Annotated in this window: 21 protein-coding genes; 14 read left to right on the plus strand and 7 right to left on the minus strand. The window is 67.8% G+C overall.

The annotated features are described in order from the left end of the window. Positions 1-77 precede the first annotated feature (77 nt). The 5 genes from F3087_RS04130 (at position 78) to F3087_RS04150 (ending at position 8377) form a co-directional block, all read left to right on the plus strand. Positions 78-317, plus strand: a complete 240-nt coding sequence (locus F3087_RS04130) for an acyl carrier protein (protein ID WP_150400385.1) — start codon at positions 78-80, stop codon at positions 315-317. Next, positions 314-5080, plus strand: coding sequence for a type I polyketide synthase (locus F3087_RS04135; RefSeq protein ID WP_150400386.1), 4767 nt, complete (start codon positions 314-316; stop codon positions 5078-5080). Before F3087_RS04130 ends, F3087_RS04135 begins: the two co-directional genes overlap by 4 nt. Next, positions 5077-6783 (plus strand): fatty acyl-AMP ligase, encoded by a 1707-nt coding sequence (locus tag F3087_RS04140; RefSeq protein ID WP_191093819.1) that lies wholly within the window; start codon positions 5077-5079, stop codon positions 6781-6783. Before F3087_RS04135 ends, F3087_RS04140 begins: the two co-directional genes overlap by 4 nt. A gap of 62 nt (positions 6784-6845) precedes the next feature. After that, entirely contained in the window at positions 6846-7235 is a 390-nt protein-coding gene (locus tag F3087_RS04145; RefSeq protein ID WP_150400388.1) for a hypothetical protein, read from the plus strand. Next, entirely contained in the window at positions 7232-8377 is a 1146-nt protein-coding gene (locus F3087_RS04150) for a cation:proton antiporter (RefSeq protein ID WP_150400389.1), read from the plus strand. Before F3087_RS04145 ends, F3087_RS04150 begins: the two co-directional genes overlap by 4 nt. On the opposite strand, the gene F3087_RS04155 is transcribed toward F3087_RS04150, so the two are convergent. The 3 genes from F3087_RS04155 to F3087_RS04165 form a co-directional block, all read right to left on the minus strand. Further along, positions 8378-8794, minus strand: coding sequence for an RNA-binding S4 domain-containing protein (locus F3087_RS04155; protein ID WP_223884807.1), 417 nt, complete (start codon positions 8792-8794; stop codon positions 8378-8380). It lies immediately after the preceding gene. A gap of 3 nt (positions 8795-8797) precedes the next feature. Next, positions 8798-9433: a C40 family peptidase gene (locus tag F3087_RS04160; RefSeq protein ID WP_317983905.1), complete on the minus strand. Its 636-nt coding sequence runs from the start codon at positions 9431-9433 to the stop codon at positions 8798-8800. 406 nt (positions 9434-9839) lie between these two features. Further along, complete coding sequence (locus F3087_RS04165) at positions 9840-10118, minus strand: hypothetical protein (RefSeq protein ID WP_150400390.1); 279 nt, start codon at positions 10116-10118, stop codon at positions 9840-9842. A 159-nt stretch (positions 10119-10277) separates the two neighbouring features. Between F3087_RS04165 and F3087_RS04170 the strand changes: the two genes are divergently transcribed. The 4 genes from F3087_RS04170 (at position 10278) to F3087_RS04185 (ending at position 15517) form a co-directional block, all read left to right on the plus strand. After that, complete coding sequence (locus F3087_RS04170) at positions 10278-11459, plus strand: ATP-binding protein (RefSeq protein ID WP_150400391.1); 1182 nt, start codon at positions 10278-10280, stop codon at positions 11457-11459. A 163-nt stretch (positions 11460-11622) separates the two neighbouring features. Next, the gene (locus F3087_RS04175; RefSeq protein WP_150400392.1) at positions 11623-13578 is read left to right on the plus strand and encodes an acyl-CoA dehydrogenase family protein; all 1956 of its coding nucleotides are present in this window, start codon (positions 11623-11625) and stop codon (positions 13576-13578) included. Between the two features lie 428 nt (positions 13579-14006). After that, positions 14007-14972 (plus strand): alpha/beta fold hydrolase, encoded by a 966-nt coding sequence (locus tag F3087_RS04180; protein WP_150400393.1) that lies wholly within the window; start codon positions 14007-14009, stop codon positions 14970-14972. Positions 14973-15229: 257 nt separating this feature from the next. Continuing rightward, entirely contained in the window at positions 15230-15517 is a 288-nt protein-coding gene (locus F3087_RS04185) for a hypothetical protein (RefSeq protein ID WP_150400394.1), read from the plus strand. 62 nt (positions 15518-15579) lie between these two features. On the opposite strand, the gene F3087_RS04190 is transcribed toward F3087_RS04185, so the two are convergent. Beyond that, positions 15580-16803 carry an acetyl-CoA C-acyltransferase gene (locus tag F3087_RS04190; protein WP_150400395.1) on the minus strand — a complete coding sequence of 408 codons (1224 nt, stop codon included), beginning with the start codon at positions 16801-16803 and terminating at the stop codon, positions 15580-15582. A 391-nt stretch (positions 16804-17194) separates the two neighbouring features. Between F3087_RS04190 and F3087_RS04195 the strand changes: the two genes are divergently transcribed. The 3 genes from F3087_RS04195 to F3087_RS04205 are packed head-to-tail and all read left to right on the plus strand — an operon-like array spanning position 17195 to position 20745. Then, positions 17195-18025, plus strand: a complete 831-nt coding sequence (locus F3087_RS04195) for a hypothetical protein (RefSeq protein WP_150400396.1) — start codon at positions 17195-17197, stop codon at positions 18023-18025. Between the two features lie 30 nt (positions 18026-18055). After that, complete coding sequence (locus tag F3087_RS04200; RefSeq protein ID WP_150400397.1) at positions 18056-19996, plus strand: fumarate reductase/succinate dehydrogenase flavoprotein subunit; 1941 nt, start codon at positions 18056-18058, stop codon at positions 19994-19996. Between the two features lie 2 nt (positions 19997-19998). Further along, positions 19999-20745 (plus strand): succinate dehydrogenase/fumarate reductase iron-sulfur subunit, encoded by a 747-nt coding sequence (locus F3087_RS04205; protein WP_150400398.1) that lies wholly within the window; start codon positions 19999-20001, stop codon positions 20743-20745. A 56-nt stretch (positions 20746-20801) separates the two neighbouring features. Here the strand turns inward: F3087_RS04205 and F3087_RS04210 are convergent, their stop codons facing one another. The 3 genes from F3087_RS04210 to F3087_RS04220 all read right to left on the minus strand — a co-directional run bounded on the left by F3087_RS04210 (position 20802) and on the right by F3087_RS04220 (position 22304). After that, on the minus strand, positions 20802-20957 hold the full coding sequence (locus F3087_RS04210; RefSeq protein ID WP_223884808.1) for a hypothetical protein: 156 nt from the start codon (positions 20955-20957) through the stop codon (positions 20802-20804). Between the two features lie 77 nt (positions 20958-21034). Then, positions 21035-21259 (minus strand): DUF397 domain-containing protein, encoded by a 225-nt coding sequence (locus F3087_RS04215; RefSeq protein ID WP_223884809.1) that lies wholly within the window; start codon positions 21257-21259, stop codon positions 21035-21037. A 91-nt stretch (positions 21260-21350) separates the two neighbouring features. Beyond that, the gene (locus F3087_RS04220; protein WP_396897527.1) at positions 21351-22304 is read right to left on the minus strand and encodes a helix-turn-helix domain-containing protein; all 954 of its coding nucleotides are present in this window, start codon (positions 22302-22304) and stop codon (positions 21351-21353) included. Between the two features lie 305 nt (positions 22305-22609). Between F3087_RS04220 and F3087_RS04225 the strand changes: the two genes are divergently transcribed. Together F3087_RS04225 and F3087_RS04230 are read left to right on the plus strand one after the other, a co-directional pair. Beyond that, on the plus strand, positions 22610-22927 hold the full coding sequence (locus F3087_RS04225) for a hypothetical protein (RefSeq protein WP_150400401.1): 318 nt from the start codon (positions 22610-22612) through the stop codon (positions 22925-22927). Continuing rightward, on the plus strand, positions 22927-23133 hold the full coding sequence (locus F3087_RS04230; RefSeq protein WP_150400402.1) for a hypothetical protein: 207 nt from the start codon (positions 22927-22929) through the stop codon (positions 23131-23133). Before F3087_RS04225 ends, F3087_RS04230 begins: the two co-directional genes overlap by 1 nt. The last annotated feature ends 95 nt before the right edge of the window (positions 23134-23228 follow it).

The following is a 23228-nucleotide window of genomic DNA, read 5'->3' on the forward strand; positions in this document are numbered from 1 at the left end:
ATCGCGGGTGGTACCTGGGCGGTAGAGACGAGCCGCCGATTCGGGGGTAGTCGCGTCTCGGGATGGATCGGAGCTCGATGGTGCGCAGTCGTGCGGCGCTCACGACCACGGCGGTGACGGCCGTGGCCGAGCTGCTCGGGGTCGACGCGGCCGCCGTCTGCACCGACGCGCCGTTCGCCGATCTGGGCCTGAGCTCCACCCAGCTGGCCCGGCTGACCGCGCGGCTCGAGGATGCCATGGGGTTCGAGGTCTCGCTGACCGCGATGTACGACTACCCCGACATAGACCAATTGGTCGAGTATCTCGCGATGCGATGACCGGGGTATCCATCGTCGGGATCGGCTGCCGGGTGCCGGGAGCCGACGGCGGCGACGAATTCTGGCGGATGCTGCTCGCCGGACGCGACGCCACCCGGCCGCCGCCGGCCGGGCGACCCGGCACCCGGCGCGGCGGATATCTGGATGGCATCGACGCGTTCGACAACGAGTGGTTCGCCCTCGCCGAGCGGGAGACCGCGCTGATGGATCCGCAGCAGCGGCTGGCCATGGAGGTCGCGGTCGAGGCGCTCGACGACGCCGGGATCGGTTACCGCACCAGGGGTTCCGGTGCGGCGGTGGTGTTCGGCGCGTGCGGCTACGACCACGGCGTCACCGTGCTCGGCCGGGACGGATTCGACGCGCCCCACGCCGTCACCGGCTCCGCGCTCGGCATCATCGCGAATCGCCTGTCCTACGTGCTGGATCTGCGCGGGCCGAGCCTGGTGCTGGACAGCGCGTGCTCGTCCTCGCTGGCTGCCGTCGACCTGGCGGTACGGCTGGTCGCCGACGGTACGGCGCCGTTCGCGATCGCCGGCGGGGTCAATCTCCTGCTGCTGCCGCACACCTCGAACTATTTGGCGGACGGCGGTTTCCTGGCCGCCGACGGACGCGCGAAACCGTTCGACGCGACCGCTGACGGGTACCCGCGGGCGGACGGCTGTGCGGTGGTGATCCTGCAACGCACCGAAGACGCGGTGCGCGAGGGCAATCGGGTGTACGCGGAGATCGCCGGGACGTCGGTCGGTTCGGACGGGCGCTCCAACGGGCTGCGTGCGCCGAACGGCCGGGCGCAGCAGGAGACGGTGCGCGCCGCCTGGTCCCGCGCCGGGCTCGATCCGCGCAGCGCCGGGTACTTCGAATGTCACGGCACCGGAACGGCATTGGGTGACGCGGTGGAGGTCGCGGCGCTGGCCGCCGTTGTCGCACCGGACACTTCGGCGCGCACGGAGCCGATCTGGATCGGCTCGGTCAAGTCCGCCATCGGGCACCCGGAAGCAGCCGCGGGTGTCATCGGGTTGATCAAGGCGGCGTTGTCCGTCCACCACGGCGTCATCGCGCCGATGAACGGATTCGGCACGGAGAACCCGCTGTTGAAGCTGGCCGAGCGTGGACTGCGAGTGCCGACCGCGGCGGTCGACTGGAGCACCGTCCCGCTCGGTGAACGTCGCGCGGGGGTCAGCTCTTTCGGCTTCGGCGGGACCAACGCGCACGCGGTGCTGCGCGGAGTCGAACTGCCGCGGGCAGTCCGCGGGGACGGACCGCCGGTGCTGATCCCGGTCACCGGCCGCGATATTGCGGAGCTGAGTGCCGAGGCAGGCCGGTTCGCCGACCGAATCGAGGTCGGTGCCGGATCGCTGCGCGAATTCGCCTCCGCCGCCGCGAGATTACTGCCGCAGCGGACTCGCGCCTGCGTGCTGGTGCGCGACCGCGGCGACGCGATGAAGCAGCTCCGTGCTGTCGCACAAGGCGATTCGAGCGCGGCGGTGATCGGCCCGTCGGCGACCCGGCGTCGGGGTGGGGTGCTGTTCCTGTTCGCCGGGCAGGGTGGACAACATCTCGCGATGGGACGCGCGCTCGCGGCGCGGCACAGCGTGTTCGCCGCTGCGCTGGCCAAGGTCGCCGACGCCATTGTCGCGGCGGACGGCCCGCGGGTCTGGACGCCGCGACACGGCTTCGCGCTGACCCCAGCGGGCAACGGAAATGGTTCGCGCGCGCTCGCACTCGTGCCACCGGCGATCTTCGCGTTCCAGGTGGCGCTGGCGGAATTGCTGGCGGTGTGGGGTATTCGGCCGGACGCGGTGGTGGGACACGGGCTCGGTGAGATCGCCGCGGCCGCGGTCGGTGGCGCGCTGTCGCTGGCCGACGCGGCGCTGATCGTGGTGCGGCGCAGCCGGATCGTGGCCGCACCGGCCGATCGAACGGCGATGGCATTGCTCGCCGCGGCGCCCTCGGAGGCGGCAAAGCTGGTGGAGCCGATGCGGGCGCAGGTCGGCATCGCGGCGGTCAATGGTCCACGGTCGGTAGTGGTTTCCGGTATCCCGCGCTACGTCGATACGCTCGTCCGGCGGGCCAAGCGTCGCGATATGCCCGCGCTGCGGATCACGGACGACTCGGCCGCCTACAGTCCGCCGGTCAGCACGGTGCCGCCCGAATTCGGCGAAGCACTGGCGGATCTGACCCCGATGGCACCGCACACTCCGCTGTACTCCACCGCACGCCGCGCCGAACTGATCACCACGGCAGCGATGGACGGCACTTATTGGACCGAGAATGCTTCGGGGACAGTCGAACTCGCGGACGCACTGGAGCGCGCGGCCGCGGACGGACACACGACCGTGCTGGAGATTTCGCCGCATCCAGTGCTGATCCCGGTGGTCGGTGAGTATCCCGAGTTCCGCGACGCGACGCATCCGGTGGCGACGCGCGACGACGAGGCGGGCGCGTTTCTCACCTGCCTGGCCCAGCTCCATCTCGAGGGCCGACCGGTCGATTGGTCCGCACAGGGACCGTTCAGCACCCCACCACGGCGCACGTGGCGCAAGCGCACGTTCCCGCTGATCACGCCTCAGGCAGCGCCGGATACCGACGAAACCGTCTTTCCCCCTGACGATCTCACCGATCACGTGATCAACGGCGAACCGATCGTGCCCACCGCGTTCTGGCTGCGCCGGCTGTTGCATCTGGCGCACGCCACGGTGCTCACCGATGTCCTGGTGCACGAACGGACCGCGCTCTCGGCCTTGCCGGAAGTCACCTATCGCGGGGACGGCGACGGAAGCGTACGGGCGGAGGTCACGCAGGCCACAGCGCTGGCATCGGCCCGGCCCGCCGGTGACCCCACACCCGCGGATATCGTCGCATGGATGCGGGTGGTGGATGCCAACCGGGCCGGGCGGCACCGGATGCGGCTCGTCGCGCCCGCCGCGTTCTATGCCGAACTGCACCGGTTGCGGCTGGAGTACGGGCCGCGGTTCCGGGTGCTGCGCGGCATCGCGACCGGACCGGACAGCGCGATCGGCCTGTTCGACGTCGCCGAATTGCACAGCACCGCAACGCTGAGCGGCTGCCTGCAACTGCTCACCGCGACCGTCTACGACGAGGTGCCCGCCGACGCGCTTCCGTTGCCGGTCGGTGTCGCCGCCGCGTGGTTGTCCGGTGAACCGAATCGGACGGTCCTCGAGGCGCATGCGTTCGTTCGCGAGCGCACGGCCACCGGCCTCACCGGCGACGTCATCGCGACCGACCAGCACGGGGTGCCGTGTCTCGCGTTGTCCGGCGTGCGAATCCGGTTCGTGGGAGCGGATTCTCCGGCACGTTCTGCCGTGACCCCGCGAAAGACCGATCGCGCCATGCCTTTCCGCACGGAGACCTGGCAGGCGGTCGATCCCGACTTCTTCGCCCTTCACGGCCCGGATAGTCGGATTGCCGAGCGCGCCTTGGTGATCGGCGATTCGGAGCTCGCGATCCGGCTGGCCGATGCGTTGGCGGACACCCTTCCTACCGACCGGGTGCCCCGCGAGCCGGACGCGCCGCGGCCGCTCATCACCGACTTGCCGCTGGGTGCTTCCGGCACTGCCCGCACCGCGGTTGTCCTGGTGTGGCCGACCGAAACAGACCCGTCGGCAACGCATTCCGACCCCATCGGCCCCGGCCGGAGTGCCGTCGCCACGACCGGCCGCGTCCTCGATCTGCTCCAACGGGTGCACGCCGATGCCGGCACCGCGTCCTTGACGGTCGTCCTGCCGGAACTCACGGCCGCCGAACCGCACCGTGCCGATCCGGATGTCCTGGCCGCACCGCGGGCGATCGCCGGCCTGGTCCGCTCCCTGCAACTCGAGTCCGGCCGTCCGGTGCGCCTGATCTGGACCGATGCCGACCCGCGGAACTCGGCACTGCTCGCCCGGTCCGTGGCGGAACTGCCCGGCACCGCATTCGCCGACGAATTGCGCATCTCCGCAGGCGATCTCGCCATCCGCCGCTTCACTCCCGCACGCCTCCGATCGACCTCGATCGCCATTGACGCCGCCGGAACCTACGTGGTCACCGGCGGACTGGGCACGATCGGCGCCGTCGCGGTGCGCTGGCTGCTCGATTCCGGCGCCCGCGACGTAGTGATCCTCACCCGCGCGCCCCGCCCCGTGCCGCCGCTGCTCGACGGCCTGGAGGACCGGATCGTCGTGGTCCGCTGTGACACCGCCGACCGGCGCGATCTGGCCAACGCGCTCAACGACATCCGCGAATGCGGCTCGACCATTCGCGGCCTCGTGCACGCGGCAGGCACGACCACGACGGCCACCTTCGACACCACCACACCCGGCCAGCTGACCACCGCATTCGCCGCCAAACTGACCGCGGCGGGTAACCTGATCGATCTCACCGCCGCCGACCCGACCGACTTCATCCTGCTGTTCTCCAGCGCCACCGGCGCATTCGGCGCACCCGGCCGATCCGCCGACGCCGCTGCCGAGGCCGCGATGGATTCCCTCGCGCTGACCTACCCGGGACGCGGTGTGCTCAGTGTCGGCTGGGGTCGATGGGCGACCGGCTCGAACGCGGCGGTCCGGCAGGCGGGCATCGCCGCGTTCGACACCCGCCACGATGCCGCGCTGCTGTCTGGGCTGTTGCGATACACCGGGACCTATCTCTCGGCAGTGGATTACGCACCGACCGCCGACACCTCCCCCGTGGCGGTGCGCCTTTCGACTATCCTCGGCGCCGCCCTGGTCGATCGGCTCGCCGCACACCCCAGCGAGGTCTTGTGACAGCCTGCAACAGCCTCGCCGCGCGGATCGCCGAGCTGGCGGAGACCCGACCGGACGAGGTCGCCTACACCGAGCTGCGCTATCGCATGCACGAGCGGCTACCCGTCTCGATGACCTACGCCGGCTTGCATTCCGCCGCGGGCGAACTCGCCGAGCGGCTCCGGGCCGGCAGCGCACCGGGCGACCGGGTCGCCATCCTCTGCGCGCACGGACTCGACTACGCCGTCGCCTTTCTCGCCTGCCTGTACAGCAATCGCATTGCGGTGCCGCTGTTTCCAGCCGCCGGCCCGCGCAACAAAGAGCGACTGCTCGCGGTGCTGGCCGATGCCCGGCCGACCCTCGCCCTGCTGTCCCACGGTGACTCGAACCGCGCATCGATACTCGGCCCCGTCCTCGGCGCGGTCGTCGAACTCGCCCCGGATATCACTGCGCCCCTGGCAGATTCGCCCGCGCCGGTCATCGATCCCATCCGCGCCGAACTCGCCTATCTCCAGTACACCTCGGGCTCGACCCAGTCTCCTGCAGGCGTCCGGGTCACCCACGCGAACATGACCACGGCGCTGGAACAACTGCGCCAGGCCCTGCAACCGACGCCGGGCAAACCCATCCTGACCTGGCTGCCGTTCTTCCACGACATGGGCCTCATCCTCGGCCTGTCGCTGCCGCTCTATTGCGGCGTCCCCGGCCTGACCATGTCGCCGGCGGAATTCGCGAAGCGGCCGATCCGGTGGCTGCGCGCCGTGAGCGATTATCGCGCGGGCATCACCGGCGGCCCCAATTTCGGTCTGTGCCTGATGGTTTCGTCGACCACACCGGAGGAACGCGCCGGGCTGGACCTGTCCTGCCTCGACATGCTGCTCAACGGCTCCGAGCCGGTCCGGGCCGATACGCTCGCCGAATTCACCCGCACCTTCGCCGAATACGGTTTCCGCCACCGTGCGCACACACCCGGTTTCGGCCTGGCCGAGGCCACGCTGACCGTGACCATCGGCGATTGGCGCGCCGACCCGGTGGCCCAGTACTTCGAGCGCAGCGCGCTCGCCGAGGGCCGGGCGGTCCAGCTCGCGCAATCACTGGGCGGCACACCGCTGGTCGGCTGTGGCGCGCCGATCGGACAGGACGTGCGCATCGTGCACCCGGTGTCCTGCGCCGAGCTGCCCACCGGCCGGGTCGGCGAGATCTGGGTGGCCGGGGCGAATGTGTGCGACGGCTACTACGGCAGGCCGGACGCCACCGCAGAGACCTTCCACGCCACGCTGCGCGGCAGCGAGGCCGGCTGGCTGCGCACCGGCGACCTCGGCTTCTGGTTCGACGGTCAGCTCTACATCGCGGGCAGGCGCAAGGACGTGATCGTTGTCGACGGACGCAACCACTTCCCCGCCGACATCGAGGCGACAGTCGAGGCCTGCGCCGCGGAGATCCGGCCCGGGCACGTGACGGCGTTCGGGCACGACGACGGACGCCGGGAAGATCTGGTGATCGTGGCCGAGCTGCGTGTGGTCGACGCCACCGAGCCCGCCGAACTCTCGGTGCTCGCCCGCCGGATCCGCACCGCGGTCGCGGCCGCGCACGAGGTGATGCCCGGTTCGGTGATGCTGGTCGAGCCAGGTCGCATCCCCAAGACCACCAGCGGCAAGCTGCGCCGCGGGGAATGCCGGGCCCGCTATATCGCCGGGCAGCTCGACCCGGTGGCGATGATCTGAGCCGGTCCGAAACACCGTCGAGTTCCCGCTGATCCGGGCCGCGGGCCGCGATGATGAGGCGCATGGCGACCGACAACATCTCCGTGCAGTGGAAAGACGAGCCCGAGGAGCACGACTATCCGGCAGCCGCCGACTACCTGGAGCTGCTGGCCGCGCCGAAGGTGGTCAGCGCCGTGGTGGACGATCTGCGGGCCGGTCCCATCGTGCACAAGAAGGCCAAGGACATTCTGCGCGCGGCGGGGCTCGAGCTGCTGCCGCCGGAGAACGCGCATGTCCGGCGGGACCTGATCAAGATCAACAATGGTAAGTCGCTGTCCCCGATTCTGCTGGTGCGCGGCGATTTCCGCACCGGGACGCCGATGGTGATCGCCGACGGTTACCACCGGGTCTGCGCGATCCACTGGGCCGACGAGGACATCGCCATTCCGGCGAAGATCGCCGCCATGCCGTGACCTTCTCCACCCTCGCACTCGTCCTCGCGCTCGGCCTGTTCGGGCCGCTGCTCGCGCTGCGCAGCTCGTGGCACGTGCCGGTGATTCTCGGCGAGGTGATCGCCGGAATCGTGTTCGGCGCCACCGGATTCGGCGTGCTGCACAGCGCCGATCCGATCTTCGCGTTCCTCGCGGACATGGGGTTCGCGGTGGTCATGTTCGTCGCGGGAACCCATGTGCCGGTGCGGGATCCGGCGGTGCGGTCCGCCCTGAGCGTCGGCGTCGTCCGCGCGATCATGGTCGGATTGCTGGCTGCCGCAGCGGGATTCGGCATCGCGCACTGGTTCGATACCGGGCACGGCGCCATGTACGCGGTGCTGCTCGCCTCCTCGTCGGCGGCGCTGGTGCTGCCGATCATCGACTCGCTCGGACTCGACGGCAAGCCGGTACTCGCGTTGACCGCGCAGGTGGCGATCGCCGATACCGCGTGTGTGGTGGCGCTGCCGTTGGCGATCGATCCGGAGCATGCGGGACGCGCGGCGCTCGGTGCGCTGGCCGTCGCCGCCTGCGGCGTCGTGCTCTTCGTGGTGTTGCGCTGGCTGGAACAGTCGGGTGCGCGGCGCCGGGCGCATCGGTTGTCCGAGGATCGCAAGCTCGCGCTCGAATTGCGGGTGAGCCTCGCGGTCCTGTTCGCATTGTGCGCGGTGGCCACCCAGACTCGGGTGTCGATCATGTTGGCAGGCTTCGCCGCTGGGCTCGCGGTGGCGGCGATCGGCGAGCCGCGCCGGGTGGCGCGGCAGTTGTTCGCGATCAACGACGGTTTTCTCGGGCCGCTGTTCTTCGTCTGGCTCGGCGCTCGGCTCAACCTGCGCGACTTCGGCGAACACCCGCGGCTCATCGCCCTCGGGCTGGCGCTCGGCGTGGGCGCGGTGCTGGTTCACCTGATTCCGCGGGTGATCGGTCAGCCGGTCGGCTACGGGGCGCTGGCGGCGGCGCAGATCGGGGTTCCGGTCGCGGCGGTCACGGTCGGCACTGAACTGCACGTGCTGATCCCGGGGGAGGCGGCGGCGTTGATGCTCGGCGCGCTGTGCACGATCGCCGCAGCGGCGGTGGCGGCGAATCGGCTGGCCGCCAAGGCACCGGCTAAGCCGGCCTCGACCTGATCAGTCTTCGGTGCGGCCGAGGAGTCGATCCGTCTCGCGCCGTTCGCGTTTGGTGGGCCGACCGGACCCGCGGTCGCGGCGCGGCAGGGCGGCGAGGATCTCGCGCGAGGGCGGCGGTGGGCTGCGGTCGATCAGGCATTGCGCGGCGACCGGGGCGCTGACCCGCTTGGTGATGATCTGCTCGACGATCACGATGCGTTCGACGCCGCTCAGGCGGATGCGCACCTCGTCGCCGGGTTTGACCGGCTGGGCGGGCTTGGCCGCGGCGCCGTTGACGCGGACGTGTCCGCCCCGGCAGGCCTCGGCGGCAGCGGATCTGGTTTTGAACAGGCGCACGGCCCAAGTCCATGAATCGACTCGGGCCTGCGTCGCGGTGCTCTTTCCGTTCGCACGGATGCCGTTTTCGGCGGGGGTCACTCGTTAGACGATACGGCGTGCGGTGACCACATCGCCGGCGCGGAGCGGGGTGTAGGAGACGGGCGAGCCGGACTGAACGGCGTTGAGCAGCTTGCCGTCACCCGCGTAGATGCCGACGTGGCCGCCACCGTTGGTCACGACGATGTCGCCGGGCTGCAGGTTCTGGAAGGCCACCGGAGCGCCGACGTGCGACTGCTCGAAGCTGGTGCGGGGGAGTTCGACGCCGGCCTGCCGGTAGGCCCACTGGACCAGACCCGAGCAGTCGAAGTTGGAGGGCCCTGCGGCACCCCAGGAGTACATCGCACCCACCTTGGTCTTGGCGGCGTCGAGCGCGATATCGCTGGCACTGGGGGCGGGGTTGAACAGGCCGGGCATGTTCGGCGCGAAGTTCGGGATGCCTGGCGCCGCCTGCTGCTGCGGTGCGCCGGGAACCTGCGCGTTCGGCATGGCCGACACGGCCTGCTGGATCTGCTGGTTGAGTTGCTGGACCGGCGCCTCGTATTCCTGTGGCACAGGAACATCGAAGTTGCCCAGTCCGGGGAGGTTGATGGTTGCCGCCATCGCGGGGATCGCGGGCATCGCGCCGGTTGTCGCGGCCACCGCGCCCATGACGAGGGCACCCTTGACGGAATTCGGCAAGCGCGAATCCCGCTGCATGCTGTGTTTACCCACCGAGCTACGTCTCCGATCTTCGTACTCTCCCGCCGACCGGTGAGCGACCAGTAAATGGCCGCAAGGAATCACCCAGTCGAACACTGCGGGTGTTCCCGGCACGGCAGGCGGGAAGATGGCCCCGACGGCCGCTAAGGCGGTAACTGTGTGGCGCCGCTTCTCTTTCGAAACGACAGGACTCCACTAAGTCACGAAGAGATTACGATGCCGACGCGGTGTTGTCCAGCGCACAGACCTGGTAGTTTTCCCGTCCCGGCAAACTCCCTGGACGATCGCCCGGAATCGCGACACGCCCACTGGGTCACGACACGATATCGGCGAATAAGTGTCTGTTACCGATCGGCCGCAAATGTCCGAATCGTCCTTCGGGAATTCAGGATTCGCGGCCGTTGGCCGCCTCGCCGTCACGTTCGGCGAGCGTCTGCTCGAGTTCGGCGATCCGGCGCTGCGCCTCGGCGAGGCCGACTTCCAACTTGCCGAGCGCCATCACCAACGGCCCGACCGCGAGGTCCGCGACGAGCTGCGGATCGTCATAGCCCTGCCCTATCGCCGCCAGGATGTTGGCGCGGATGCGGTGCGCCACCGTCGCCCCCGTCGGCACGTTCCAGGATTGGACCACCTCGGCGGTGGTCGGGGTGGGTTCGTCGGACATGACCCTCCGATACTCGCTGGAAACGCCAGCAGCGTAATGACTTCCGTGCCCATCTCAACCGTGCGAGAGCCATCGTGCAATACCGGCCGCTAGCAATATCTAGGACACGCCGTAGATTCGGCCAGATTTCCCGGACATAACGGGCTACGGTGTCAGAGCATGGACCCCGTGCGGAATCCGTATGCTCCCGGAGCCGGACAGCGCCCACCCGAATTAGCCGGGCGCGACAAGCAACTCACCGCTTTCGACATCGTGCTGGAACGCATCGCGCGCGGCCGGCCGGAACGCAGCGTCATGCTCACCGGCCTGCGCGGCGTCGGAAAAACGGTGCTGCTCAATCAACTTCGCTCGGCCGCCATCTCGCGCGGCTGGGGCACCGGCAAGATCGAGGCGCGGCCGGATCAGGAACTGCGCCGTCCGCTGTCCTCCGCGCTGCACATGGCGGTCCGCGCGATCGCCATGGCGCACCGGAACCCGGAGCGGGTCGACGACTTCCTCGGCATCCTCAAGGCCTTCGCGTTGCGCGCCACCGCGGACAAGGGGATGCGCGAACGCTGGCAGCCGGGCATCGACGTGCCCGCGGTCACCGGACGCGCGGATTCCGGCGACATCGAGATCGACCTGGTCGAGCTTCTGGTCGAGGCGGCGGCGCTGGCCAGCGAAATCGGCGTCGGCATCGCGATTTTCATCGACGAGATGCAGGATCTGAGCCCGGCCGACGTCTCCGCGATCTGCGGGGCCTGCCACGAATTGAGCCAGGACACCGCGCCGCTGATCGTGGTCGGCGCCGGACTGCCGCATCTGCCCGCGGTGCTGTCCGCGTCGAAGAGTTACTCGGAGCGATTGTTCAGTTATCACCGCATCGATCGGCTCGACCGCGAATCCGCCGACCTCGCGCTGATCGCGCCCGCCGAGCGCGAAGAGGTGAAATTCACCGACGAAGCGCTGGATGCGCTGTACCACAAGGCCGATGGTTATCCATACTTTGTGCAGGCCTACGGCAAAGCAGCCTGGGATCAAGCGCCGGAGAGCCCGATCTCCGCGGAGGATGTCGAGGTCGCCTCGCCGACCGCGGAGGAGGAGCTGGCGGTCGGCTTCTTCGGCTCCCGCTACGAACGGGCAACGCCGGCCGAGCGAGAGTACATGCGCGCCATGGCCGATCTGGCCGGCGACGATGGCCCGGTGGCGACCTCGGCGGTGGCCAGCGAACTCGGGCGCAAACCCGCCTCGCTGTCGCCGGCCCGGGACGGGCTGATCAAGAAGGGGCTGATCTATTCGGCCGAGCGCGGCACGATCGGATTCACCGTGCCGCACTTCGGTCGCTACCTACGCAGCGTTTGAGCTCGAAAACCGGGCAATACGAACATCGATGGGTAGCCCCGTATTAGCTTGTCTACCAAGATCATTAGAGATCGATAGAAATCAATCGACCTGCGGCCCTACCGGCGGGTAACTAAAGTTCCTACACTCGAATGTGATCCTGATCACGTCCGAGGAGGACATCATGGCGACAGCCGCGAAAGTCGACGCCACCGAAGAACAGGCCCGAGCACTGGTCGAGGAATCTCGCGAAACCACTTGGGCCAAACCATCGTTCGCGAAGGAGATGTTTCTCGGCAGGTTCCGGCTCGATCTGATCCACCCGTACCCCCAGCCGGGGGCCGCGGACGCCGCCCGCACCGAGGCCTACCTGGCCAGGCTGCGGCCGTTCTGCGAATCCATCGACGGCCGGGTGATCGAGGCGGAGGGCCGGATCCCGGACGAGTACGTCAAGGGGCTGGCCGAACTCGGCTGCTTCGGGCTGAAGATTCCGGAATCCTATGGCGGGCAGGGGCTTTCCCAGTTCGGCTACAACCGCGCGCTGATGCTGGTCGGCTCGGCCCACCCGAGTCTCGGCGTGCTGCTCTCGGCGCATCAGTCGATCGGCGTGCCGGAACCGCTGAAGCTGGCCGGCACCGACGAGCAGAAGGCGGAGTTCCTGCCGCGCTGTGCCGCCGGCGCGGTCAGCGCGTTCCTGCTCACCGAGCCCGACGTCGGCTCCGACCCGGCCCGGATGGCGAGCACCGCGACCCCGATCGAGGACGGAACGGCCTACGAGCTCAACGGCGTCAAGCTCTGGACCACCAACGGTGTGGTCGCCGAGCTGCTGGTGGTGATGGCCAGGGTGCCGAAGAGCGAGGGGCATCGCGGCGGCATCTCCGCGTTCGTGGTCGAGGCCGACTCGCCGGGCATCACGGTGGAGCGGCGCAACGCGTTCATGGGCCTGCGCGGCATCGAGAACGGCGTCACCAGGATGCACAACGTGCGGGTGCCGCGGGCCAATCTCATCGGCCGCGAGGGTGACGGCCTGAAGATCGCGCTCACCACGCTCAACGCGGGGCGGCTGGCCATCCCGGCGCTGTGCACGGCGTCGGCGAAGTGGTCGCTGAAGATCGCCAGGGAGTGGAGCACCGAGCGGGTGCAGTGGGGCAAGCCGGTCGGCGAGCACGAGGCGGTCGGCCAGAAGATCTCCTTCATCGCCGCAACCACTTACGCGCTCGAGGCGGCGCTCGACCTGTCCGCCGCCATGTGCGACGAGGCGCGCAACGACATCCGGATCGAGGCGGCGCTGGCCAAACTCTGGGCCAGCGAGATGAGCTGCACCATCGCCGACGAGCTGGTGCAGATCCGCGGCGGTCGCGGCTACGAGACGGCCGCCTCGCTCGCGGCGCGTGGCGAGCGCGCGGTCGGCGCCGAACAGCTGGTTCGCGATCTGCGGATCAACCGCATCTTCGAGGGTTCCAGCGAGATCATGCGGCTGCTGATCGCCAGGGAGATGGCCGACGCGCACATGTCCGCAGCGGGCGCGCTGGTCGACCGCAATGCCGAGTTCAAGGACAAGGCGAAGGCCGCGGTCGGCGCGACCGGCTTCTACGCCAAGTGGTTCCCGCAGCTCGCGGTCGGCTCGGGCACCGTGCCCGCGGCCTATACCGAATTCGGCACGCTGGCAAAGCATCTGCGGTTCGTCGAACGCAGCTCGCGCAAGCAGGCCAGGTCCCTGATGTACGCGATGGGCCGCTGGCAGGCCGGTTTGGAGTACAAGCAGAACTTCCTCGGCCGGATCGTCGACATCGGCGCCGAGCTGTTCGCCATGTCCGCGTCCTGCATGCGGGCCCAGGCCCTGCGCACCGCGGGCGCGCCGGAGGCCACCGCCGCGACCGAACTCGCGGACGCCTTCTGCAAACAGTCCCGAGTCCGGATCCGCAGACTGTTCGACGCACTCTGGGACAACACCGACGACGACGACCGCACCCTCTCCCGCGGCGTCCTCACCGGCCGCTACACCTGGCTGGAAGAAGGCGTCTTCGACCCGAGCGAAGGCACCGGCCCCTGGATCGCCGAATGGCAACTAGGCCCGTCCACCGAACAAAACCTCCTCCGCCCCTTCCTCCCCTCCACCCGCAGCCCCTCCACCCCCTGACCGGACACAGTCGGCCACCCACCGGACGTCACGTCCCGAACAGCTCCACCACCGACGTGACGTCCGGCGGGTGCCTTTGTCAGGTGAATATCTGACAGTATCGGTGAATCACTAGATAGTCGTAGATTTTCATGACGGGGCGGAGTGGCCACTCGGTAGCCAAATCTAGGGAACTCTAGAAAACCCGATCGACAGCCCGATACTCGGCAAGCGACGACCGATCATGGGCTTCTATCGGAATCTAGGGTGTGCCTTAGTGATTCGTAGATTCTGCGGTGGAGGGTGGTTGGCGGGGGTGTGGGTACATCGCGTGCATCGGTTGGGCAACTTGTGCATAACGCCAGGTATGGGGTGGTAACGCGGGGGAAATGTATATCGACAACCGGGCAAGAACGCTCCGCAAGGATGCACCCTCCTAGGAGGACGTCATGTCCACGACGATCGCCCGCTGCGCCGCCGATTACGACGGTCACCGTGTCACGGTGTCGGCCGAGGACGGGATCCCCATCGCGGTTCGCACGTTCGGGATCGAAGCCGCGTCCCTGACCGTGGTTTTCGTGCACGGTCATTGCCTGCGCACCGAATCCTGGTCGTTCCTGCGTGATCAACTGCTGCGGCAGTGGGGGGCCGAGACCCGGATGGTGTTCTACGACCATCGCGGGCACGGCGAATCCGGACAGGCCGACCCGTCGACGTACACCATCGACCAGCTCGGGCGCGATCTCGACACCGTGCTGCGGACGGTCGCGCCGACCGGGCCGGTGATCCTGGTCGGGCATTCGATGGGCGCGATGGTGGTGCTGGCCTACTCCCGGCTGTTCCCGGAGAACATCGGCACCCGGGTGGTCGGCGTCGGCCTGATCGCGGGCGCCGCGAACGGGCTCACCGAGGTGGGGCTCGGCCGGTTCCTCAAGCGGCGAGCGGTGAACTCGCTGCAGGTGGCGGTGGTTCGCGCGCCGCGGGTCATGCAGGGCTCGAAGCGGATGTCGCGCCGGATCTTCGAACCGATCATGCGCGCGGCGAATTCCGGGACCCGGCGGGTGAATCCGCGCATGGTCGCGGTCGCCACGGCCATGCTGAACGACACCCCGCTGCTGACCATGTCGAGCTTCCTCGCCTCGCTGATCACCTTCGACGAGACGGCGACGCTGCACCGGCTCGGCGGCATCCCGGCGCTGGTGCTCGCGGGCACCGCGGACATCGTGGTGCCGTTCACGCACTCGGTGGTGCTGGCCTCGCAGCTGGCCGGCTCGCGGCTGGTTCCGCTCGAGGGCGCGGGGCACAGCGTGATCTTCGAACGGGCCGAAGAGGTCGCGCTGTCCATCGTCGGATGGGTCGATCAGGTCGTCACCGGACTGCGCGGGCAAGGGCCGGAGTACGCCGTCGCCGGATGAATGCTGGGCGGCGCGCGATCACCGAAGTTGACCGATCGGTGGTTCACACCAAGCGCGCCGGCCGACTACGAGCAACACTTGGGCGAACTGCCGAAGATTCGCAGCTGACGAGCCAGATCTGAATTCTTTCTGTACTGTGTTAAAGATCACGTTGTGTGGTGAGTCACACGGCTTGGTGCAGCGCGCTTCCAGGCAGACCATGGAAGTACCCGTTACCCACCGAGTTCGCATGTCTGCCAGGAACACAGGAGGTATCGATGACACGCAGCGAAATCGCGGAACTCCGCTACACGGTCGGCCAGCTCCGGCAATCCATCGGCGCACTGCGCAGCCACTACGGCGACGCCAATATGGTGCGGCGGCTGGAGAACGACCTCGAGCGGCTCGTCATCGACGCCGACGAGCTCGAGCAGTCGCCGCCGCCGGAAATCCGGCGCCGTCCGCAAGACACCATCTACGTCCCGGACAGCAAGTCCGACGAGGCGGCCTGGATGGGTGCGCAGGACGAGGGCCTGGGCTTCCACTCGCGCCCGCGGACCGAATAGCCCGAAACCCGACTTCGCGGGCCCGCGCCGTGCCGGTGGGTCCGCGAAGTTCTGTCCGAGGGTCAGGCGCGGTGCTTGCCGAACCGACGGTTCGGCCGAGCGCCGTGGAACCGCGCCCCGCGCGGAGTCTCGACGATCGGGGCCGACCCGGCCGATTCGAACAACGCCGCGATGCCGTGGTCATGGCCGAGCGCGATCGCCTCCAGGCCGTAGTTGCCGCCGGTCCGTGCGAGCTCGTGCAGCATCGTGGTCATGATCCGCAGGCCGGTGGCGCCCACCGGATGACCGAGGGCGATGGCCGAGCCGTTCACATTGAGCCGGTCGCTCGGATCGAAATCCCACTCCTTGGCCAGCGCAAGCACTTCCACCGCGAAACCCTCGTTGATCTCGACCAGATCGATATCGTCCAGGTCGATCCCGGTCCGGCCGAGCAGCTTCGCCACCGCCGGCGCCGCACCGAGCGACGCGGTCGGCGAATCACATCCGGCCGCGGCCCAGCCGACCAGATACGCCATCGGGGTCAGGCCGAGATCGACGAGCCGGTCCTCCGCGACGACCAGGCAGGCCGACGCGCCGTGCCGATGCGCACTCATATTGCCCGCGGTGACCACACCGTTCACCAGCAGCGGTCGCAACGCGGCCAACGTGTAGGTGGAGACGTCGTCGCGCAGCCCTTCGTCCCGCAGAATCCGGTGTCCGCCAGTGCCTTCCAGACCCGGGTCGGCCCAACCCGGCTCGTCCACCACACCGACCGGAATCACCTCGGCGGCGAAGGTTCCCTGCCGCCAGGCGCGCGCGGCCTTGCGATGACTGGCCACGGCGAACTCGTCGGCTTCGGTCCGGCTGATGCCGTAATAGCGGGCAACGTCCTCGGCATTCAGTACATCGGAGCGGCTGGCCGATTCCCCGTGGCAGGCAACGGCATCCGCGGCGCACTCCACGCCGCCGGCCACCACGACATCGGCCGCGCCGGTCTGCACCATCATGGCCGCGGTGATCACCGCCTGCAGCCCGCTGCCACAGCGCCGATCGGTCAGAAATCCGGGCACGGCGAACGGCAGACCCGCACCGCGCGCGGCCAGCCTGCTCAACTCCGGACCGGTAGCCAGACCGCCGTCGATGCATGCCATCGCGACGTCCTCGATGCGCATCGGATCGATTCCGGAGCGTTCGATCACCGCCGACAGCACCGTCGAAGCCATCCATTCCGGCGGCATTCCGGACAGCGCACCCCCTTCGATCCCACTCGGCGTACGCACCGGCGCAACGATCGCGGCTCTTCTCATCTTGGTGCTCCTTCCCCCGGCCAAGCCCGGCGCAGACGTGGGTATCAGCGCACGTCAGCGGGTACATCTCGGGAGAAGATCACCACAAATATGTTGCCTCCGTGTGACAACCGGCGCGTCGCAATTTCGACTTCAGGTTTCGTTTAGCCGGACGGCGCTCGAATGCTGTTCTGGTTTAGTCGAGTTCGAAGAGTTTGCGGTCGGTTCACCGCTCGACGGAGACGGTTGAAACGACAGCCAATGTGGCGCAAATCACGGGCATTCACCCCAACCCGGTATGCCGGGACCCCGCTCGAGCGATAGCGGGGGTGTCGTATGGTGCTGGGCATCACATTCAATTTGCGGAGGTATCGATGACCAACCGCACAGCAGATCAGCGAGGCATCCACCTGTGAGTGCCGCACCGACCACCACCCCGGAAACGGGGACCGGTGTCTTCAGCAAGACCAGGGCCCGAATCTCCGAACGCACGCTACGCACCGACCGATGGTGGGTTCCACCGCTGGTCACGGTGCTCGGCCTGGGTGCGTTCGTCATCTACGCGACGATCAGATCCTATGTGCGAACGGCATATTGGGTTCCGGACTACCACTACCTGACGCCGTTCTACTCACCGTGCCTGAGCACCTCGTGCGTCGAGGGCGCCAGCCACTTCGGCACGCCGTTCGGCGATCTGCCCACGATCATTCCGCTCGGCTTCGTGGTGCTGCCGTTCCTGCTCGGCTTCCGGCTGACCTGCTACTACTACCGCAAGGCCTACTACCGGGCCGTGTGGTTCTCCCCGCCGGCCTGCGCGGTCGCCGAGCCGCACGCCAAGTACACCGGCGAGACCCGGCTGCCGCTGATCATCCAGAACGCGCACCGCTACTTCTTCTATGTGGCCATTGTGGTTTCGGTGATCAACACCTACGACGCGGCCGTCGCGTTCCACGGCAAGGACGGCGGCTTCGGTCTCGGCCTCGGCAACTTCGTGCTGTGGCTCAACGTGATCCTGCTGTGGGCGTACACGTTGTCCTGCCATTCCTGCCGGCACATCGCGGGCGGACGGCTCAAGCACTTCTCCGCCCACCCGGTGCGCTACTGGTTCTGGACCCAGGTCTCCAAACTGAACACCCGGCACATGGCCCTGGCCTGGACCACCCTCGGCACGCTCGTGCTGACCGACTTCTACGTCATGTTGGTTGCCAGCAAGACGATTTCGGACTTGCGGTTCATCAACTGATCCGCCCCAACCCCAGGAGTATTCGCGGCCATGCCAGAAGTGGAACGGCACAAGTACGACGTCGTCGTCATCGGGGCCGGTGGCGCAGGATTGCGCGCGGTGATCGAGGCCAGAGAACACGGTCACTCCGTCGCGGTGGTGTGCAAATCCTTGTTCGGCAAGGCGCACACCGTGATGGCCGAGGGCGGTTGCGCCGCCTCGATGGGCAATGCCAACGAAAAGGACAACTGGCAAACGCATTTCAAGGACACGATGCGTGGCGGCAAGTTCCTGAACAACTGGCGCATGGCCGAACTGCATGCCCAGGAGGCGCCCGACCGGGTGTGGGAACTGGAAACCTATGGGGCACTGTTCGATCGGACCGCCGACGGCCGGATCAGCCAGCGCAACTTCGGCGGCCACACCTACCCGCGGCTGGCGCACGTCGGTGACCGCACCGGCCTGGAGATCATCCGCACCATGCAGCAGAAGATCGTCTCGCTGCAGCAGGAGGATTTCGCCGCGACCGGCGACTACGAGTCGCGGATCAAGGTCTTCTCCGAGTGCACCATCACCGAGCTGCTCAAGGACGGCGACCGGATCTCCGGCGCGTTCGGCTACTGGCGCGAATCCGGCCGTTTCATCCTGTTCGAAACGCCCGCAGTGGTTTTGGCGACCGGCGGCATCGGCAAGTCGTACAAGGTGACCTCGAACTCCTGGGAGTACACCGGCGACGGCCACGCGCTCGCGCTGCGCGCCGGGGCCACGCTGATCAACATGGAATTCCTGCAGTTCCACCCGACCGGCATGGTCTGGCCGCCCAGCGTCAAGGGCATCCTGGTCACCGAGGGGGTGCGCGGCGACGGCGGCGTGCTCAAGAACACCGACGGCAAGCGGTTCATGTTCGACTACATCCCGCCGGTGTTCAAGGGGCAGTACGCCGAGACCGAGGAGGAGGCCGATCAGTGGTTGCGCGACAACGACTCCGCGCGCCGAACCCCTGACCTGCTGCCCCGCGACGAGGTCGCGCGCGCGATCAACGAGGAGGTCAAGGCCGGCCGCGGTACCCCGCACGGCGGCGTCTTCCTCGATATCGCCTCGCGCATGCCCGCCGACGAGATCAAGCGCCGCCTGCCGTCCATGCATCACCAGTTCAAAGAGCTGGCGGACGTGGACATCACGGCGGAGCCGATGGAGGTCGGCCCGACCTGTCACTACGTGATGGGTGGCGTCGAGGTCGATCCCGACACCGGGGCGGCGACGGTGCCCGGTTTGTTCGCCGCGGGCGAGTGTTCCGGTGGCATGCACGGCTCCAACCGGCTCGGCGGCAACTCGCTGTCGGACCTGCTGGTGTTCGGCCGCCGGGCGGGCCTCGGCGCCGCCGCGTACGTCGAGCAGCTCGCGGAGCGACCGACGATCACCGACGCCGACATCACCGCGGCCGCGAAAATCGCACTGGCGCCGTTCGATCCGCCCACCGAGGGCGCGGGCGAGAACCCCTACACCTTGCACACCGACCTGCAGCAGACGATGAACGACCTGGTCGGCATCATCCGCAAGGAGCACGAGGTGCAGGAGGCGCTGACCAAGCTGGCCGAGCTGCGCGCCCGGTTCAAGCAGGTCACCGTCGAGGGGCACCGCCAGTTCAACCCGGGCTGGCACCTCGCGCTGGACATGGAGAACATGCTGCTGGTCAGCGAGTGCGTCGCGAAGGCGGCGTTGCTGCGCACCGAGAGTCGCGGCGGGCACACCCGCGACGATCATCCGTCGATGGATCCCGGCTGGCGGCACAAGCTGCTGGTCTGCGCGGTGGATCCGAGCACGGCGGGGGAGACCATCCCGGACGTCACGGTGACGCCCAAGGATCAGCTCCCGATGCGGCCGGAACTGCTCGCCCTCTTCGACCTCGGCGAGCTGGAGAAGTACTACACCCCGGAGGAAATCGCCGGGCATCCGGCGCAGGCCGGGAAATCGACTGAGCGAGAGGCGTAGCGATGGGTTACGACGCCAAATTCCGCGTGTGGCGCGGCGACCTCGACGGCGGTGAACTGCACGATTTCACCGTCGCGGTGAACGAGGGTGAGGTGGTGCTCGACATCATCCACCGGTTGCAGGCCACCCAGGCGCCCGATCTGGCGGTGCGCTGGAACTGCAAGGCGGGCAAGTGCGGTTCCTGCTCGGCCGAGGTGAACGGGCGTCCGCGCCTGCTGTGCATGACCCGGATGTCCACCTTCACCGAGGCCGACGTCATCACGGTCACCCCGATGCGCACCTTCCCGGTGATCAAGGATCTGGTCACCGACGTGTCCTTCAACTATCAGAAGGCACGCGAGATTCCGTCGTTCACCCCGCCCGCGGATCTCAAGCCGGGCGACTACCGGATGAAGCAGATCGATGTGGAGCGCTCGCAGGAGTTCCGCAAGTGCATCGAATGTTTCCTCTGCCAGGACACCTGTCACGTGGTGCGGGATCATGAGGAGAACAAGACCTCGTTCGCCGGGCCGCGGTTCCTGATGCGGATCGCGGAGCTGGAAATGCATCCGCTCGACGTCGCCGACCGGCGCGACCTGGCGCAGGACGAGCAGGGGCTCGGCCTCTGCAATATCACCAAGTGCTGCACCGAGGTCTGCCCCGAGCACATCAAGATCACCGACAATGCGCTCATCCCGATGAAGGAGCGCGTCGCGGACCACAAATACGATCCGCTGGTGTGGTTGGGTAACAAGCTGTTTCGGCGCTGAGGGACGGATTCAGCGCTGACGATGTGCCCTCCGGCAATGCCGGAGGGCACACCCATTTACAGCATGGCCACCACCGCGACGGCGACAACGCCGACGAGCAGGGCTATGACCAGCGACGACAGCAGCGATCCGGTGAGGATGAACAGGCCGATCGCCGTCACGGCGAACAGCAACGCGACGATCAGCCATTCGACCCAATCCCCAGGTCGCAATTTCTTGTACCGGGAGTGGGAACCTTTGAGCCCACGGTCCACAAAGAGTGGGCTACCCCATTGTTATCGAAGCGAAACTATTCGGGGCGGTCGAACTCGCCATCGTGCACGCCCGCGGTGAACGCGGCCCACTCCGACGGCGTGAAGACCAGGGCCGGGCCGTCGGGATTCTTGCCGTCGCGCAGGCCGATGTGGCCGTCTGCCAGCAGAGCTACCTCGACGCTGTCCTTGCCCTCGCCGTTGCCCGCCTTGCGCCAGGTCGCTCCGGAAAGATCAACATTCGCGCCATTGTTGATGCTCACGACAAACTCCTTTGTTGGAGCCAGGGGTCGGCCAATAGTCGCCATACCCCGGCTGTGAACGTAAATTATTGCGCCCCAATAAGTTAGATACTCATGCCGCAAACTCTTTAGCCACTTGCCGTAGCAGTTGCCTGCTGGTCTGGATATCCAGCGCGGCTCGCTGCAGGCTTTCGTGCGCCCGATGGTACCGCTGCACATCGACCGGGCGTTCGAGATACAGATCGCCGGTGAAGCCCTCCACGTACACCACCGGCGGCTCCACCGGCTGTCCCTTGCTGTCGGTGCCGAACTCCAGCACGGTGAACGGCCCGGTGGAATCGCCCAGCGGTATGCCCGCCGCGAACGGCAGGATGCGCACCGAGACGTTGTCGCTGGTGCTCAGGTCCGCGAGGTGGCGTAGCTGGGCCGCCATCACCTTCGCGCCACCGACCACCCGGCGCAGCACCGACTCGTGCAACACCACGGCAACCGTCGCGGGGGAGCACTTGCGGGTGATCAACGCCTGTCGTTGCAACCGCAGCTGGACGCGGCGCTCCAATTCCGCCTCCGAATCGTCCGGGTAGCCGAGACGATGCAGAGCCCGGGCGTAGTCCGCGGTCTGCAGCAGACCGAGCACCAGTTCCGATTGGTAAGAACTCAGTTGCTGGGCCGATGCCTCCAAACCCACGTAGACATCGAAGTTTTCGGGGATCAGATCGCCGTAGGCATGCCACCAGCTCTTCACCGCGGCCTGCTGGGCCAGGCCCTTGAGCCCGTCGGCCAGCTGCTCGTGGATGCCGTAGATGCGGCACAGTTCCTGGATGTCGATGGTGCGGATGCGATCGGCCTGCCCCTTCTCCAGCCGCTGCAAAGTGCTTGCGCCCCACTCCATCAGCCGTGAGGCCTCGGCGATGGTGAGCCCCGCCTGGGTCCGCCAATCGCGCAGGTATCGGCCCAGTTGCCGGCGCGGTAGAGTAGAGGAGGCGCTCTCGGTACCGGTCGGTTTGTCGAATCCCCCGGACGCTCGCTCCGAACTCGCTGACGTTCTTGCCGAACTCGCTGACACAGCACGCTCCGTTCTGTGTTCTGCTGCTCACCAGCGATTGTGCGGGGGCAACCAGCAAGCTCGGTTCCCCGTCACTTCGCTTGGGCAGCGGGCTCTTTCGTCCACTATGGAGAATCCTCCCCTCCCGGCTGGTTTTCGTGCTGGGAATTCGCGCGAAATCTTTGGATATCCATCGCGGGCGTTGTTTCGCGCACCCGGCAATGGTGTGCTGGAAGTATGCCCGGACGGATCGAACGCCCTCCCCGGCGTCGCCGCCTCGAAACTTCCGGGCACTCAGCAAGAGTCGCCCGCAGGAACGAGGAGTCATGGCTGTACATGTCATTGCGTCGTCCTTGATGACCAGCGATCTCACCGCGCATCGCGCGCGCAGCGTAGGGCACGGAAGCTGGGTGGTGTCATACCTCCCCGGCCGCACCCTGACCTGCGCGCAAGCCGTTGCCGCACTGCGGGTTGCCGAGGTGGTGCCGTCGCTGCTCGATCTGGTCGGTGAGCTGGCCGACGAGGTCGGGCTGACCGCGCTGGAGGCGGTGGGGATGGCGGTGCGGCAGTCCGCCTGGCCCGAGGAACCGACGCCGACCCGACATCGATGGTCCGTCGGCCCGCAGCCGGCGGGAGTCGCCTGATGCAACTCACGAACCTGAACATGCACGTGGCCGCAATGCTGGCCTGCGGCGCCGATCCCGGCGTGCTGAACGTCGAACAAGCCCATGCGGCAATGCAATTGCACCTGGACTGCACCGTGGACCGGTGCCGGGTGCGGCGGCGGGCGCGGGCGACGCTGGTGGAGGCGGGCAAGTGCGTGCTCGACGACCGCGCGCTGCCGTTGTGAGGAACAGGTACAGCTGACGGCGGAATAGATACCGCCGACCGACACCGGCCCGATCCGCTACCGTTCTCTGCGCGAGACGGTATGTGAGAGGCGAG

This window comes from Nocardia colli (genome assembly GCF_008704205.1).
Classification (GTDB): domain Bacteria; phylum Actinomycetota; class Actinomycetes; order Mycobacteriales; family Mycobacteriaceae; genus Nocardia; species Nocardia colli.